Here is a 15,077-nt window from a genome sequence, read left to right as displayed (position 1 = left end):
AATTTAGAGCGACTCTGAGGAGCCGCTCTTTTTTTGCTTTCATTTGCAGGAAAGTAATGAAAAAAGCTGCTTTTATCCTCTTATTACCTAAAAGGCTTGCATAAAGGTGAAAGTGTGCTAGTATAGTAAGCATATTAGGAAGAACGATTTTAATTAGAAAGGAGCAAAGAGCATGACTCAAGCTAGAGTAAATACTTGCAGGCTTGGCGGTGTCGTTGGTAAGGCGAGCCGATATTTGTCATGCTTTTGCTCTTAAGCAAAATTTTTGAATAATCTGTAAGCAGCACGGCTGTAAGATTTTTCTGTTCGCGCCAATGGCATCGTTAACTGGAAACTGTTAATTGTTTATGCGAGGTATTGGAATGAACAAGGGAAAATCTTTATTGGCTGGTGCTGCTGTTTTGTTTTCTGGGGCACTTTTGACGGCTTGCGGGCAAAGCAAGGGGGCAAGTGAGAAGCAGGTATTGAACTGGATGACATCGGCAGAAATCATCACTATGGACCCGTCTAAGGCGACGGATACGACTTCTTTCACCCAGATGGAAAACACCATGGAAGGCCTGTATCAATTAGACAAGGACAACCAGGCCAAGGAAGCCCTGGCGACTAAGGCTGCCCAAAGCAAGGACGGTCTGACCTGGACTTTTGCTTTACGGAAAGACGGCAAGTGGTCCAACGGGCAGGCAGTTACTGCTAAAGACTTTGTCTACTCTTGGCAGCGGACGGTTAATCCCAAGACCGCGTCTCAATACAGCTATATCTTCTCCGGCATTAAGAACGCGGACGCGATCGTGGCAGGCAAAAAAGCCCCGGCCAGCCTGGGCGTCAAAGCTCTTGGCAAGTATAAGCTGCAGGTTAAATTAGACCACAAGCTGCCTTATTTCAAGCTCTTGCTGGCCTTCCCGGTCTTTTTCCCGGAAAACCAAACTGCAGTTGAAAAATATGGCAGCAAGTTCGGTACTTCTTCTAAGACCACGGTCTTCAACGGCCCCTTTGTCCAAAAAGGCTGGACCGGAGCCAACCTGTCCTGGAAGATGGTCAAGAACAAGAACTACTGGAACAAGTCAGCCGTCAAACTCTCCCAGATTAACTTCATGGTTGAAAAGTCACCGTCAACGGCCTACAACCTTTACCAGGACGGCAAGCTGGATACGGCAATTTTGAGCGCCCAGGCAGCCAAGAACTTGCAAAAGCAGGCCGGCTACGTGATCAGAAAGAACAACGGCACGACTTACATGCAGTTCAACACCAAGCTGGCTAAATTTAAGAGCACAAAATTGCGTCAAGCAGTTTCCATGGCTTTGGACCGGAAGGCCCTGGCCAAGACCCTGGGCGGCGGTTTTACCGGTGCGACGACCTTTACCGCGGCTGATATGACCAAGGTGGACGGGCAGGACTTCACTCAGCTGGCCCAGGACAAGACGACCAAGCAAATCACCAGCTACCACAAGACATTGGCTCAGAAGACCTTTAAGGAGGCCCTCAAGGACTTGCAGCTGAAGAAATTATCCTTTACTTTGCTGACGGCTGATGACGACAGCTCAAAGGCGATTGGCGAATACATCCAGAGTGCCTTGGAAACGACTTTTGGCAAGCAAGTCTCCGTCAAGGTGCAGAGCCTGCCGACCAAGTCCCAGTTTGCCAAGATGGACAGCGGCAATTTTGAAGCCTGCGTCAGCGGCTGGAATGCTGACTTCGCTGACCCGATTTCATTCTTAGACTGCATGACCTCAACTAACGGCTACAACTCCGGCAAGTGGTCAAACAAGCAATATGACCAGCTGATTGCCAAGTCCAAGACTGTTTCTTCATCTAAGCAGCGGCTGCAGCTTTTGGCCAAGGCAGAGAATATCTTGCAGACTGACCAGGGGGTTACGCCACTGGTTCAATCCGGCAGTGCCTGGATGCTGAACACTAAGGTCAAGGGTTTGATCTACAACGGCAGCTACAACTTTGAATACGCCTACCTGCAGTAAAAGTGAAGTAGATTGATTGTCAAAAATGGATAGTTTTGCTAAACTGAAGGCAGATTTAATAGCTTTTTGCAAAGAGGGGGGAGCAAAAAAATGAAGGACTCAAATTCTTTTGTCTATAATGTTTGGCTGATCATTCTGCTGGTTGCCGCCTACATCTGGCCGATTTTTGGTATTGTGCCGGCAATTTACCTCTTTATCAAGCGGAAAGATGAACAGTTAGAGAAGATGCAAGGCTGGATTACCCTGGCCTTGATCTGGCAGATTGTACTCTGGCTCTTGATGATCATTGTCTTGATCTGCTTTGTAGCGCTTGCTGGTTCGGCTGGCAAGTAGAAATTGCCAAAGTAAAACCGCTAGTCACGCGACTAGCGGTTTTTTTCTGCCTATAAATAAGGTGCCATTTTTTGGTAAAGTTCGTCTAAAGGAACGGGCGGACTGAAGAGGAAGCCCTGGGCCAGGTTGCAGCCAGCTTCTTTAAGGAAGTCAAACTGTTCCTGAGTCTCAACCCCTTCACAGACGGTTCTAATCCCTAATTCTCTAGCCATCTGGCAGATATTGCGGACGATCGTCTTGGACCGGTCATCAAATTTCCTGAGGAAGACCATGTCGATCTTGATCACGTCAAAGTGGTAGTCCTTTAAGACGTTCAAGCTGGAATAGCCGCTGCCAAAGTCATCCATCCAGACCTGGTAGCCCAGGTCATGGAAGTGCTGGACGGCTTCGACCATGGCCTGGCTGTTGTCATTTAGGGCACTTTCCGTAATCTCAATATGAACTTGCTCGCGGCTGAGCCCGTAGCGGGCGACGGTGTCTTCGATCTTTTGGTAAATATCGCAGGCTTCCAGGTCTGTTCTGGAAATGTTGAAGCTGATGGGGAAGATTTCTTTTTCCTTTTTTCGTAAAAACTCAGCGTCTTGCCCATAGCCCTCTAAAACGTGGCAGTCAACCTTGTAGACTTCCCGGTTGGCCTCCAGGGCAGGGATAAACTTGTCTGGAGACAGGAAGCCGTATTTGGGGTCAATCCAGCGCGACAGGGCTTCACATTCAGCCAGCTTCATGGTTTGGATGTCGATCAAGGGCTGGTAGTAGATCTTGAGCCAGTTGTCGCGGCAGGCTTGGTCGATCTTGCTCAGAACATGGACCCGGATTTCATCCGCCTTGGCCAGCTGGTCATTAAAGTAGCCGATAGAGGCATTTGTCAGCTTGATTGAGTTAAGGGCACTGGCTGCCTGGTCGAGTCCATGCAGCAGCTCAGTATTGCGCTGGCGGCGCAAAAGATGCCGGCTGGGCTTGAAGGGAGCTAAGCCAACCTTGAAGAACAAGGTTTCACCAGTGCTGCGGGCCGCGACTGCGTTAATAATCTTGGAAAAATTGTCTTCGTCTTGCTTTTCAATAATGCCGATGAAGTGGGCGCCATTGCGGGAAATTATTGACTTCGGAAATTGCTCTTGCAGCTGCTGGCAGATAAATTTCAAGAGATTGCTGCCGTCCTGGTAGCCGTTAGTTAAGTTGTAATCATGCAGGTTGACCAGGGAGCTGTAAAAAATACTTAAACTTTGGCTTTTGCCGAACTGCTTGAGACTTTCCTCGTAATGCTCCATGAAATAGTGGAGGCTTTTGGCCCCAGTCAGCTGATCATCATCATATTTCTTCAAGTAGCTTTCATAGCGGGTAACGCTGAAGATATTATACTTCATGAAGACAATGTACATGATGCAGGAAATAATAGCTAAAATGCTGACCACGTAGGCGATTGGCGTTGGGACCGCCGAGTTGCTGCCATCAAGGAACATGCGGGGAAATTCCGCCTGGGCGACAACCAGGATCATGCAGAGTATGGTGGACCAGAAGAAACGGCTGTCTTCCGTGATGATGGTCTGCTCCTGGCTGATGTAGCGGATTTCTTTTTTAAAAAGAAAGTAGAGGCAGAGGGTTAAGATAATGGTGAAAAAGTCCCATTGCCAGTTCTGATTGGCCAAAAGGGATGAAATTTCAGCGGCGATGACAAATTGACAGTAAGTGAAGACGGCTACGGACGGCGTCTTGTTAATTAGGCGCTGATAAAGAAAAATGACTGGGATCAGGGGCAAGAGGATCAATCCAGTTGCCAGAAAAAAGTCGCTTAAGGCATTAAGGCTAAGCAGGGGGCTTAGCTTCTGGTAAAGGAAGACGGTCATGATCATGGACGTGTTTAAAGAGAGCAGAAAGGCTCCCAGGCATTTGCCAATCCGTTTGGGGATGCTTTCCTTTTTGAAAAATAACTGATCAGTAATTAACGCAATAAAAAATGCCTGCAGGAGAAAAGTGTGGTTGCGGGCATAAAAGGTTGTAAACCAGGCTATCATGTGTCCTTCCTCGAAATGATCTCTTTATTAACAGAATTGCTTATATAGAGATTTTAGCATATGTTTCTGTCTAAAGCGGATGTTAAATTAGTCTTTTTCCAGTAAGGTAAAATTAGCGTAAAGCAGACCGGGCAAATAGTGAAAGCGCTATATTTTTCAAATGTAAAAAACAGGTAAATTAAGCAAAATAAACTGAAAAAGTAAAGTGTGGCCTCGCGAAAACTTTGCAATTCTGCTAAGAAATCGGCTTACTTTAAACAATTTTAAGCATTTTACATTGATTTAACAATCATCACTGAATGCATTTAACTTGCCTCCATTAAGATTGAATCAGTAAGAATTCAAGGAGGAATTAACATGTCACGCAAAAAAAACAAAGTCGCCATCGTTGCACTTGTTTTGCTGGCAATCGTCACCGGCTGCGTCATCGGCAGCTCCGAAGCTGATACCAAGGGAGTTTCCGGGACAGTTAACATCGCCGGGTCATCCGCCCTTCTGCCTTTAGCGCAGACCGCGGCCAAGACTTTCATGGACAAGAACCCGGACAGTGTCATCAATACTAACGGGGGTGGGTCAGGCCAAGGCCTGCAGCAGGTTTCTGACGGCACCATCGACATCGGGGACTCAGACTTGTTCGCGGAAGAAAAGCTGGACAAGAAGTCAGCCAGCAAGCTGGTTGACCACCAAGTTGCCATTACCGCCATTGCCCCGATCATCAACAAGGATGCCGGGGTCAAGAACCTGACCACTGAACAGCTGATCAAGGTCTTCACTGGCAGGGTGACCAACTGGAAGCAGGTTGGCGGCAATGACTGCCAGATCGTCCTGGTCTCCAGACCAGCTTCATCAGGTACCCGGGCAACTTTCGAACAATACGCTTTGAAGAAGCACGCCAGCCAGTCAAACCAGTCTCTGGAAACTGACGACTCAGGTACTTTGATCCAAATGATTCAAAGTGTTTCCGGGTCAATCGGCTACGTTTCCCTGTCCTACTTGACTGGTGACCCGCAAGTCGGCATCGTGGCAATCAACGGTATTAAGCCAAGTCTGAAGAATGTCTACAATGGCAAGTATACGGTTTGGAGCTATGAGCACATGTACACTAAAGGCCAGCCAAAGGGTGCGGCCAAGGCATTCTTGCAGCAGATGCTCAGCGAGGAATATGGCAAGAAGATCGAAGCCATGGGCTACGGCGTAGCCTCCAAGCTGACGGCAGCCGCTAAAGCCACCCATACTAAGTAAGAAGGAGAAATAAGGCATTATGGACAAAGTAGTTCAAAAAGCAATTGCCAAAGACAAGCGCTGGCGCGCGGTCTACATCGCCTGCGGCCTCTTGATCGTTGCTTTGACCCTTTTGATGGGGGCCTTCCTGCTCTACCAAGGCAGCCAGACCTTCCTTAAGGCGCACCACAGCGTTTGGGAGTTCCTGTTTACCAGTGACTGGGCACCACTTGACAAGACCGGCATGTTCGGGGGAAAAGTCGGGGCTGCCATTTACATCGTTGGCTCCCTGGAAACCTGCTTGCTGGGTTTGCTCATCTGCCTGCCGTTCGCGATCGGCTCAGCCGTTTTCATGACGGAAATTTCACCAAAAATCGGTGAAAAGTTCTTCCGGCCGGCAACCGAAATCTACGTCAGCATCCCATCCGTTGTTTACGGCTGGTTTGGCTTGACCAAGCTGGTTCCATTGATCAGAAACGCCTTCCACCCAAAGATGGGCGGTTTCTCAGTTCTGGCCGCCTCAATCGTTCTGGCCATCATGATTTTCCCAACGATCACTACTGTGGCCGCTGACGCCATCAAGTCAGTCCCGAATAGCTACAGAGAAGGGGCTTACGGTTTAGGGGCGACCCGCTGGCAAGTCATCGGCAAGGTTGTTTTGCCAGCCGCTTCCGGCGGTATCTTGACCGGGGTGGTCTTGGGGCTGGCCCGGGCCATCGGTGAAGCTTTAGCCGTAGCCATGGTTATCGGTAAGACCCGGTCTTTCGCAACCAGCCTCTTGTCACCAACCAGCAACTTGACCAGTGCAATTGCGGCTGACATGGGTAACACGGCCCAGGGCGGGGAATACAACCTGGCTTTGTGGTCTATGGCCCTCTTACTCTTCATCATCTCAATCGTTTTGATCGTCTTGATTCACAAGCTTGGCAATGGAAAGAAGGAAAAATAATTATGAGCCGTGCTAAAAGAAAAGACCGGCTGATGACGGGAATCTTCTACGCCATCGGCTGGATTATGCTGGCCTTCCTGCTCTACTTGACGCTGACAATTATCTTTGACGGCTTGAAAGGCTTCCAGTGGGACTTCCTGGGCGCAGCCGGCAACGGGATTTTTAACCAGTTTTTCAACACTATTTACTTAGTTTTCCTCTCACTGCTGGTCTCAGTGCCAATCGGTATCGGGGCCGGGGTTTACCTGGCTGAATACGCCAAGGAAGGCAAGTTCCTGACAATATTTGAAATCAGTATCGAATCCTTGTCATCCCTGCCATCTATCGTTATCGGCTTGTTTGGCTACTTGGCCTTCATCATGTGGACCGGGATGTCCTGGAATATCCTGGCCGGTGCCTTGACGATTTCAATTCTTTCTATTCCTCTGATCACTACTGAAACCAACAACGCCATCCGGTCCTTGCCGGTGGAATACAAGGAAGGTTCCCTGGGCCTGGGCGCGACCAAGTCAGAAACCATCCGCAAGGTCTTGATTCCGGCTGCCATGCCGCAGATCTTGACCGGGGTAATCATGGCTGCCGGGCGCGGCTTCGGTGAAGCCGCTGCGCTTTTGTATACTTCCGGCCAGTCAACTTACATCAACTGGCAAAACTTCTGGAAGGTTACCTCACCAACTTCACCGCTGAACCCGTTCCGAAGTGGTGAAACCCTGTCCCTGCACATCTGGGTCATGAGAACTGAAGGGGCCTTGAACCCGTCAGCCACTCAGATCGCCAACTTTACTTCAGCAGTCCTGGTCGTTTTGGCCCTGCTCTTCACTTTGGTTACGCGCCGTATCTCTGACAGAATGCGCAAGCGCAATAACGGAGGAAATTAATGATGGAAGACAAAATTACAATTGAAAAGCTGAACCTGTACTACAGTGATTTTCATGCCTTGCATGACATCAATATGCACATCCAAAAGAACGAAATCACTGCCTTCATCGGACCGTCAGGCTGCGGGAAATCAACTCTTTTGCGGTCACTTAACAGAATGAACGACCTGGTTGAAGGCTGCCGGATTGATGGCGCGATCAAGCTGGACGGCACTGACATCTATAACGGTGACTTGGATGTGACCGTCCTACGGCAAAGAGTCGGCATGGTCTTCCAAAGACCAAATCCCTTCCCGATGAGCGTTTACGACAATGTTGCCTACGGTCCGCGGATTCATGGGATCACCGACAAGAAGGAACTGGACGAAATCGTGGAAACTTCCCTCAAGCAGGCGGCTATCTGGGATGACTTGAAGGACCGGCTGAAGAAGTCAGCCCTGGGCCTGTCTGGCGGCCAGCAGCAAAGGCTCTGCATCGCCCGGGCCCTGGCTGTCAAGCCGGAGGTATTGTTGATGGACGAACCGACCAGTGCCCTGGACCCGATTTCAACCTCTAAAATTGAAGAATTAGCCTTGGAACTGAAGAAGAACTATACGATCGTCATCGTTACGCACAACATGCAGCAAGCCGTGCGGATCTCTGACAAGACTGGCTTCTTCCTCTTGGGTGACCTGGTTGAATTCGGTGAAACTGACCAGCTCTTCTCCATGCCGAAGGATGAAAGAACTGAAAAATACATCACCGGCCGGTTCGGTTAAGGCTAGAGGAGGCTAAAAATGAGAACAAGATTTGATAGAGAATTGGACCACTTGCAAGCAGCCATGGAAGAAATCGGCCAGCTTTGCAAGGAGACCATTTCTGAATCAACCGATACCCTGTTTACGGGCAACTACCATGAAGCAGAGGACACGATCAACCTGCACCACCGGATTCACAAGGCAGAGCGTGACATTGAAGAAACCTGCCTGCGCCTTTTGATGGAGCAGCAGCCGGTTGCCACTGACCTGCGGATAATCAGTGCATCTTTGAAGGCGGTCTACGACCTTGAAAGAATCGGTGAAATTGGCGCGGACATTGCCGACCTGGTCCTTAACGAACACCTCTCAGTCGCAAATGACATGCTAAACTTGAAGAGCATGTCCCAAATTGCTACTGGCATGGTCAACGACGCGGTAACGGCTTTGGCCAACCAGAATGTAGAACTGGCCAAGGCCGTAATCGACCGCGATGACCAGGTCGACGAAAGCTTTGACAAAGCGAAGGCATTTTTGATCGATAACTTTAACAAGGATGGTAATCCGGAATATTTGATCAATTTGATGATGGTCGCGAAGTACTTTGAAAAAATCGGCGATCACGCCGTCAATATTGCCAAATGGTCCTTATTTGTAACTACCGGCAAGGCAGGCAGATAAGTCCATGAAATTCCCCTTACCAGTCTTGTGAATGATTATGGTCGTAAACTATAATTAAGTTTAAGAAAGGTAAAGGGGATTTTTTTATGACTGAAATTTGGTGCGTGGAAGACGACGAAAGCATTCGCGAAATCGAAATGTACACGCTGGAATCAATGAACTTCAAGGTCCGCGGCTTTGAAGATGGACAATCTTTTTTTAAGGCCTTGGATAATAACCGGCCGGATTTAGTGATTTTGGACTTGATGCTGCCTGATGAAGACGGCAGCGAAATTCTCCACCGGCTCAGGTCTACTTCCGCGACCGAGGACTTACCGGTGATTATCGCCAGTGCTAAGACGGCAGAATATGACAAGGTCAAGAACCTGGATTCCGGGGCGGATGACTATTTAACCAAGCCATTTGGGATGATGGAAATGGTTTCCCGGGTCAAGGCCGTTTTGCGCCGGACCAACCGCAAGAAAGAAGACAAGATCGAAAAAGACGGGATCAAGATTCTCTTGAAGCGGCATGAAGTTTTCGAAAACGGCCATCAAGTCGATTTGACATTGAAAGAATACGGACTCCTGAAGCTCTTGATTACTCATCCGGGAACTGTCTTTTCCCGGGAAGAAATTATGGATCAGATCTGGGAGACTGGTTTTTACGGGGAAACGCGCACGGTAGACGTTCACGTGAGAACCTTGAGGCAGAAGCTGGGTGAGGCTGGTAAGCATATCGAAACGGTGCGCGGGGTCGGTTATCGCTACCATGAAGCAGACTAATGTTTAAGAAGATATTTCGGGCAAGTTTTTTACTGACTTCTCTGGTTCTCTTCTTTGCCGTGATCTTAAGCGCGATTGTCTTGAGCATTGACTTCGACCATACAGAAATGTCCGCCCTGGCTTCCCAGGCTGACCTGGCAGCCAGCGGGGTAAATACCAGCGGCAAGAAGTACCTCAAGAACTTAAAAGGGGAGAATTACCGGATTACTTGGATCAATTCCAAGGGCAAGGTTCTCTATGACAATGAAGAGAATGCCAAAAAGATGGGCAACCACTCCCGCCGCGAGGAAGTCGCTGAAGCCATGAAAAAGGGGACGGGAACCAGCGAGCGCTACAGCACGACCTTGTCGACCGTCACCATGTATTATGCCGAGCGGCTCAATGACGGCGGGGTCATCCGCATCGCGATCACCAGAAACTCCTTCTGGCGGATGCTGGTCAGACTTTTGTCGCCGCTTTTGTTAATCATGCTTTTAGCGGTCCTGGTGTCCTGGTTCCTGGCCAAGACAATCTCGCAAACGATCGTCAAGCCGCTGAATGAAATGGATCTGGATAAGCCCCTGGAAAGCAATGCCTATGATGAAATCAAGCCGCTTTTGACCAGACTGGACAGCCAGAACAAGCAGATCGCTGACCAGATGGAGCAGCTCCACCACCGGGAAAAAGAATTAAAAACGGTGACAGATGCCATGCAGGAAGGCTTGATCTTGATTGACCTGGATGACCAGATCCTCTTGTCTAACCCGGCGGTTGTCTCCCTTTTGGGCTTGCGTGATACTGACCCTCTTCCAGATGACGTTAAGGAAATCATCGATAAAAACAGCCGCTTGGCTCATGCTGAGGGGATTGTGGAAAGAAACGGCCGCAATATTCAAATCAGTGCCAGTCCGATTACCAGCCGCAAGATTTTGAAGGGGACTTCGATCTTGGTGGTCGACGTGACGGAAGAGTACCATGAAGAGCAGGTCCGGCGGGAATTTACGGCCAATGTGTCGCATGAACTTAAGACCCCCCTGCAGTCCATCATGGGGTCAGCTGAGCTTTTGGAAAACCACCTGGTTAAAGAAGAGGACCGGGACGGCTTTTACAAGAAGATCCACGAGTCTTCTGCCCAGCTTTTGACCTTGATTGATGACATCATCCGTTTGTCCCACCTGGATGAAAACCAGCGCTTTGAAGAAATCAAGCTGAACTTGAAGAGTCCGGTGACCGAGGCCCTGGAAGCCCTGCAGAGTTCAGCTGACCGGCATGGAATCAAGCTGGAGACTGATTTGTCAGACACCATGATCCTGGCCAACTTCCGCCTGGTTTACGAAATTGCCTACAACTTGATTGATAACAGCATCCGCTACAACAAGGAAAAGGGCAAGACCAAGATTACGGTCAAAGAGCAGCGGGGCCAGGCGATCCTGCAGGTGGCGGATACCGGCATCGGGATTCCCCAAGAAGCCCAGAACCGGATTTTTGAACGCTTCTACCGGGTGGATAAGAGCCACAGTCGCAAGACCGGGGGCACTGGCCTGGGCCTGTCCATTGTCAAGCATGCTGTTCAGCAGTGCCACGGGACCATCCGCCTGGAAAGCGAATTAGGCAAGGGGGCAACCTTCACGGTTATTTTCCCGGCCTTACCAGCAGGAGCAGATGATAATAGCAAATAAAGTAAAAATGACAAATGAAAACCAGTTCACTTTAAACAGTGAACTGGTTTTGCTGTATATTGGCTAATTTCTGTTATTGCACTAGTTGTCGAAGTGGAATTGCAGGTCCTTTTGCAGCTTGTAGCTGGTCAGTTCCTTGCCGTCCAAGTCAGTCTTGTGCATGTCAACGGCGTGAACTTCCGGGTTGCCGTAGGTGGTGTAGTAGTAGATTCCCTTTTCCTGGTTCATGCAGGATGAGTAGATGGTGTACTCGTATTCACCCGGGGTAACTTCACACAGGCCCTTGACTTGTTCAACTGAGCCCAGGATCTTGAAGAACTGGTTGACTGAGCTGGCTTCATCCTTGTCGCAGAGGCTGTTGTACTTGGTGAAGACGCAGCGGACGAAGCGGGACTTGCTGGACAGGTCGCCTGGCAGGCCTAAGCTGCTCATACCGCGGGAGTATTCAGTCAATTCAACGCCGTCAGCAAACTTGTGGTCCAAGCGGTGGGCTGACAGGGCGTAGTAGTCGTTCAAGGCAAACTTCATAATTGGGAATGGCGGGTTGTTGGTCATGACGCCGACTGGGTTGTCGTAAACATGCAGGCCGTCTTCCATTGATTCAACCACGATGCTGGAGTCCTTGTCGGCGATGATCCAGTGCAGGGTGCTGGTTGGGAAGTCCTTGGAAAAGTCTTCAGCTGAGATGCTGATCTTCTTCAAGGCTTCCTTAGCTTCAGCCACGTTCTTGCAGGTCCCCAGAATGTATGGGACGAATTCAAAGGAAGTAATGTTGTTCTTGCCTTCCTGGTCCGGGAAGTAGTGGGCATTGCCCGGGAAGTTCAAGCCGGCCATGCCCAGGCCCTTTTCGTTAACGGCATCATAGTAAAGCGGGTAGTCGCCGACAACCGTTGCCATCCCGATGATGGCGTAGTGGCTGTTTAAGTCCGGCACTTTCCGCATTGGGAAAACATAGTTTCTTGGAGTGATGGTGACTGTTTCATTGTAAGAAAAGTCCAGGTCTAAATTACGGCCAAAGTAGTGGTCGTCAGTTGCGAAAGTAATTGCTGTACACATGATATAAATACCTCCTGTCAAAGTCATTGTAGAACTTTTTCTGGAAAAAGGAAAGCAAAATAACTTAAATTTTAGTAGAGAAAAATATAATAAAACAAATAGAAAATAAAATAAGAAGCCTTAGAATAAGAATATTAGCAAAACTTTTAGTAAAAAAGGCTTGCTTACTCTTTGTAAATTATGCTAGTATACAAGGCAAATAATTACGCGAAAAGGAGGCGAAAGCGGTGCGTCTGTAATCTTGCATTTTTCATAGGCAACCATCATGATTCAAGCAGCTTTATTTGCTGCGCGGTCAAGGGGGTTACTATGCACTTTTGCAAGATTGACGCTGCTTTTGCCGCGGAGAGTCTGTCCATTGCAGGGGTGCAGACTCTCTTTTTTCTTTTCGAGGTATAAATTATGACAGCAATTCAGATTACGCACCTTTCCTACACTTACCCCAGCCAGGCAGAAGCAATTTTTACCAACCTCTCTTTGGACCTGGATTCCAGCTGGAAACTGGCCCTGGCCAAGTCCCTGACTGAAGAAGCCAGCCTCTATCTTTGGGATGAGCCGGCCAACTACCTGGACCTCTTCAACCAGGACCAGCTGATCAAGCTGCTGGCAAAAGAGCAGCCGGCCATGCTTTTAGTCGACCATGACCAGGCCTTTATTGAGGCCGTCGCCAAAGAAAGAGTCAGCTTGCTGCCGGTCTAATAATTTGCAAAAGCGACCGTCCTGCTTTAGAATTTACATTAATTTAATGATAGCCTTTTACTTGATTTTACTTCTTTAGCTTATTCTAATAACTAAAGGGGGGCGGAAAAGGATGGCACGGTACGTCTTTTGCAAGCCGGACAAGCCCAAATTGACCTACTGGAGCATTATTGCTTTTATTGTACTTGGCATCATTGCCACGGCATACTTGGGCTTGACGGCATAGCTTACTTATTGATAAACTCTTCTCAAAAATACAACTGCACTAAAAAGCCACGGCATTTTCTGCCGCGGCTTTTGTCTTGTAATGTCTATGTAACAAAGGATTGCTACAATTATTTCCAGAGGTCACTGACAAAGTAGCATAGGGCTGCCCAGGCAACCAGGGGCAGGTAGTGGCCGTAGTCGTCTCTGCCTTCCTTGAGCAGGCGGCGGGCCTCTTCCTTGTCAACTAATTTGAAGTCGCCAAAAACTTCGGTGCCTTCAGCCCCTTTGTGGTTAAGGGCAGACAAGTCATCAACGTGGATGACGGCTTTGACAATGGCGTTGCTTTCGTCGCTGAAGCCGGAAGCCGTGAAGACCAGGGGGCTGATGACTTCAACCGTGTCCTTTTCGCCGATGCTGAGTCCGGTTTCTTCCTTGATTTCACGGATCATAGCTGTTTTGATTGGGTCCGGGCTGGCCAGGTCAGCCGGGTCAATCAAGCCTGCCGGGATACCGAGTAAGTAGCTGCCAGCCGGGTACCGGTACTCGTAAAAAAGCAGGAGCTTGTCTTCTTGACCGGTTTCCTTAACGATGATGACCGCGCAGACGGCATCGGGCAGGGTGCTTCCCAGCTCTGGGTCCTGCTTGAAGGCAAAGAGCTGGTCCTTGTCCCGCCTTGAAGCATCATAGTAGTGGACCCCGTTTTCATAAGCCAGGTCGTAGAGTTTGACATATTTGGTAGCGGCCAGGGTTTTGCTCTGGTCAGGTGAAATTTTAGGTTCTTGCATTTAGTGTCAGTCCTCCTTGTATCACTTTTATTGTACGATAAGAATGGAGCAGTCATGAGGAAAATCAGCAAATTTTTGAGTATTGTGGCCCTGGGCCTGTTAGTCGGGGGATGCAGCCAGGGGCAAAAGGCCAAGTCGGCTAAGCCGAAAACTGAGACCAAGACCAGCAAGAAGGCAAGCGGGGATTTGGCAAAACTCAGCCAGGGCCGGGATTTGTTTGCCTGGACGGTCTACTGGGACGTGGACAAGCCCTGGCAGACCATTCAAAAGGAAAGCCAGAACATCGATGCCGTCGGGACCTTCGCGGCTTTTTACGATGAAAACAAGAACTACGAACTTTTTTTAGCAGATGGCAGCAAGAAGCTGGACAAGGAAATGCGGACTACGGCTAAAACCAGCAAGATCAAGCGCTACATGACCGTGGTCAACGACACCCGGACGGCGGACAAGAGCACCGACCTTTTGGAGACCCTCCTGGCCAGCAAGTCAAAGGCGGACAAGCATGCCAAGGAAGTCGTGGCTCTGGCCAAAAAGTACAATTTTACCGGGGTGGAAATCGACTATGAACAGATCCGGGACAATCTCAGCCTTTGGAAGAAGTTCATAGTTTTTGAAAAAGCCCTCTATGCCCGCACTAAGAAGGCAGGTCTGGACTTACGGATCGTCCTTGAGCCGTCAACGCCGGTAAGCAAGATCAACTTCCCCAAGGGACCGGAATATGTCGTAATGTGCTACAACCTTTATGGTTATGGGACAAATCCCGGGCCCAAGGCAGATTACAAGTTCTTGAAGAAGACGGTCAAGGACTTCTCCAGCTTGGGCAAGATTTCTTATGCCTTATCAAATGGGGGCTTTGACTTTAACGGGGATGAAGTGACTTCCGTAACTGGGCCTGAAGCACTGAAGATCAAGAAGAAATACAAGGCCAAGGCTGTCCGTGATAAAAAGAGCGGTGCCCTTTACTTCAAATATGGCAGCCACACCGTCTGGTATGCAGACCAAACCACCCTGCAGCTCTGGGCCAAGACCCTGGACAAGGCCAGCGGGAAAAAGGTTGGTATCAGTATTTGGCGGATGGAATAAAGGCAAATAGCAAAGAAAAACTAGCTGAAAAATCAGCTAGT

The 15,077-nt window shown here is 49.1% G+C and carries 13 protein-coding genes and 1 pseudogene; 11 read left to right on the top strand and 3 right to left on the bottom strand.

The annotated features are described in order from the left end of the window. Positions 1-362: 362 nt before the first annotated feature. Together ACLUXO_RS09600 and ACLUXO_RS09595 are read left to right on the top strand one after the other, a co-directional pair. Complete coding sequence (locus tag ACLUXO_RS09600; RefSeq protein ID WP_412137368.1) at positions 363-1,976, top strand: peptide ABC transporter substrate-binding protein; 1,614 nt, start codon at positions 363-365, stop codon at positions 1,974-1,976. Between the two features lie 90 nt (positions 1,977-2,066). Then, positions 2,067-2,309, top strand: a complete 243-nt coding sequence (locus tag ACLUXO_RS09595; RefSeq protein ID WP_412137367.1) for a hypothetical protein — start codon at positions 2,067-2,069, stop codon at positions 2,307-2,309. Positions 2,310-2,359: 50 nt separating this feature from the next. On the opposite strand, the gene ACLUXO_RS09590 is transcribed toward ACLUXO_RS09595, so the two are convergent. Beyond that, positions 2,360-4,321 carry an EAL domain-containing protein gene (locus ACLUXO_RS09590; RefSeq protein ID WP_412137366.1) on the bottom strand — a complete coding sequence of 654 codons (1,962 nt, stop codon included), beginning with the start codon at positions 4,319-4,321 and terminating at the stop codon, positions 2,360-2,362. A gap of 357 nt (positions 4,322-4,678) precedes the next feature. Here ACLUXO_RS09590 and ACLUXO_RS09585 point away from each other — a divergent pair, with 357 nt between their 5' ends. The 7 genes from ACLUXO_RS09585 to ACLUXO_RS09555 all read left to right on the top strand — a co-directional run bounded on the left by ACLUXO_RS09585 (position 4,679) and on the right by ACLUXO_RS09555 (position 11,206). Next, a complete protein-coding gene (locus ACLUXO_RS09585; RefSeq protein WP_412137365.1) occupies positions 4,679-5,563 on the top strand; it encodes a phosphate ABC transporter substrate-binding protein in 885 nt (294 codons plus the stop codon). Positions 5,564-5,582: 19 nt separating this feature from the next. Further along, the gene (gene pstC / locus ACLUXO_RS09580) at positions 5,583-6,491 is read left to right on the top strand and encodes a phosphate ABC transporter permease subunit PstC (RefSeq protein WP_412137364.1); all 909 of its coding nucleotides are present in this window, start codon (positions 5,583-5,585) and stop codon (positions 6,489-6,491) included. A gap of 2 nt (positions 6,492-6,493) precedes the next feature. Then, positions 6,494-7,369 carry a phosphate ABC transporter permease PstA gene (gene pstA, locus ACLUXO_RS09575; protein ID WP_412137363.1) on the top strand — a complete coding sequence of 292 codons (876 nt, stop codon included), beginning with the start codon at positions 6,494-6,496 and terminating at the stop codon, positions 7,367-7,369. Beyond that, complete coding sequence (gene pstB / locus ACLUXO_RS09570) at positions 7,369-8,127, top strand: phosphate ABC transporter ATP-binding protein PstB (protein WP_412137362.1); 759 nt, start codon at positions 7,369-7,371, stop codon at positions 8,125-8,127. The genes pstA and pstB overlap by 1 nt, the downstream gene beginning before the upstream one ends. Before the next feature lie 18 nt (positions 8,128-8,145). Beyond that, entirely contained in the window at positions 8,146-8,784 is a 639-nt protein-coding gene (phoU, locus tag ACLUXO_RS09565; protein ID WP_412137361.1) for a phosphate signaling complex protein PhoU, read from the top strand. An 86-nt stretch (positions 8,785-8,870) separates the two neighbouring features. Beyond that, positions 8,871-9,548 carry a response regulator transcription factor gene (locus ACLUXO_RS09560; protein WP_412137360.1) on the top strand — a complete coding sequence of 226 codons (678 nt, stop codon included), beginning with the start codon at positions 8,871-8,873 and terminating at the stop codon, positions 9,546-9,548. Next, positions 9,548-11,206, top strand: coding sequence for a sensor histidine kinase (locus ACLUXO_RS09555; RefSeq protein WP_412137359.1), 1,659 nt, complete (start codon positions 9,548-9,550; stop codon positions 11,204-11,206). Before ACLUXO_RS09560 ends, ACLUXO_RS09555 begins: the two co-directional genes overlap by 1 nt. An 81-nt stretch (positions 11,207-11,287) precedes the next feature. Here ACLUXO_RS09555 and bsh read toward each other — a convergent pair whose 3' ends face one another. Next, on the bottom strand, positions 11,288-12,262 hold the full coding sequence (gene bsh / locus ACLUXO_RS09550; RefSeq protein WP_412137358.1) for a choloylglycine hydrolase: 975 nt from the start codon (positions 12,260-12,262) through the stop codon (positions 11,288-11,290). Positions 12,263-12,760: 498 nt separating this feature from the next. Here bsh and ACLUXO_RS09545 point away from each other — a divergent pair. Beyond that, positions 12,761-12,961, top strand: a pseudogene (locus tag ACLUXO_RS09545) (P-loop NTPase family protein); the annotation flags it as partial. Between the two features lie 335 nt (positions 12,962-13,296). Here ACLUXO_RS09545 and ACLUXO_RS09540 read toward each other — a convergent pair. Beyond that, the gene (locus tag ACLUXO_RS09540) at positions 13,297-13,953 is read right to left on the bottom strand and encodes an NUDIX hydrolase (protein ID WP_412137357.1); all 657 of its coding nucleotides are present in this window, start codon (positions 13,951-13,953) and stop codon (positions 13,297-13,299) included. A 54-nt stretch (positions 13,954-14,007) separates the two neighbouring features. Here ACLUXO_RS09540 and ACLUXO_RS09535 point away from each other — a divergent pair, with 54 nt between their 5' ends. Then, positions 14,008-15,036 (top strand): glycoside hydrolase family 18 protein, encoded by a 1,029-nt coding sequence (locus tag ACLUXO_RS09535; protein ID WP_412137356.1) that lies wholly within the window; start codon positions 14,008-14,010, stop codon positions 15,034-15,036. Positions 15,037-15,077 lie beyond the last annotated feature (41 nt).

Source organism: Lactobacillus delbrueckii subsp. bulgaricus (genome assembly GCF_046938665.1).
GTDB classification, from domain to species: domain Bacteria; phylum Bacillota; class Bacilli; order Lactobacillales; family Lactobacillaceae; genus Lactobacillus; species Lactobacillus delbrueckii_C.
Note: the sequence above shows the minus strand (reverse complement) of the source record. Positions and strands in the feature narration are given on the sequence as shown.

Excerpts from the sequence above, each read along its gene's own strand:
- ACLUXO_RS09590 (WP_412137366.1), bottom strand. The coding sequence starts at position 4,321 with ATGATAGCCTGGTTTACAACCTTTTATGCCCGCAACCACACTTTTCTC.
- phoU (WP_412137361.1), top strand. The coding sequence starts at position 8,146 with ATGAGAACAAGATTTGATAGAGAATTGGACCACTTGCAAGCAGCCATG.
- bsh (WP_412137358.1), bottom strand. The coding sequence starts at position 12,262 with ATGTGTACAGCAATTACTTTCGCAACTGACGACCACTACTTTGGCCGT.
- ACLUXO_RS09555 (WP_412137359.1), top strand. The coding sequence starts at position 9,548 with ATGTTTAAGAAGATATTTCGGGCAAGTTTTTTACTGACTTCTCTGGTT.
- ACLUXO_RS09540 (WP_412137357.1), bottom strand. The coding sequence starts at position 13,953 with ATGCAAGAACCTAAAATTTCACCTGACCAGAGCAAAACCCTGGCCGCT.
- ACLUXO_RS09560 (WP_412137360.1), top strand. The coding sequence starts at position 8,871 with ATGACTGAAATTTGGTGCGTGGAAGACGACGAAAGCATTCGCGAAATC.
- pstB (WP_412137362.1), top strand. The coding sequence starts at position 7,369 with ATGATGGAAGACAAAATTACAATTGAAAAGCTGAACCTGTACTACAGT.
- ACLUXO_RS09600 (WP_412137368.1), top strand. The coding sequence starts at position 363 with ATGAACAAGGGAAAATCTTTATTGGCTGGTGCTGCTGTTTTGTTTTCT.
- pstA (WP_412137363.1), top strand. The coding sequence starts at position 6,494 with ATGAGCCGTGCTAAAAGAAAAGACCGGCTGATGACGGGAATCTTCTAC.
- ACLUXO_RS09585 (WP_412137365.1), top strand. The coding sequence starts at position 4,679 with ATGTCACGCAAAAAAAACAAAGTCGCCATCGTTGCACTTGTTTTGCTG.
- ACLUXO_RS09535 (WP_412137356.1), top strand. The coding sequence starts at position 14,008 with ATGAGGAAAATCAGCAAATTTTTGAGTATTGTGGCCCTGGGCCTGTTA.
- ACLUXO_RS09595 (WP_412137367.1), top strand. The coding sequence starts at position 2,067 with ATGAAGGACTCAAATTCTTTTGTCTATAATGTTTGGCTGATCATTCTG.
- pstC (WP_412137364.1), top strand. The coding sequence starts at position 5,583 with ATGGACAAAGTAGTTCAAAAAGCAATTGCCAAAGACAAGCGCTGGCGC.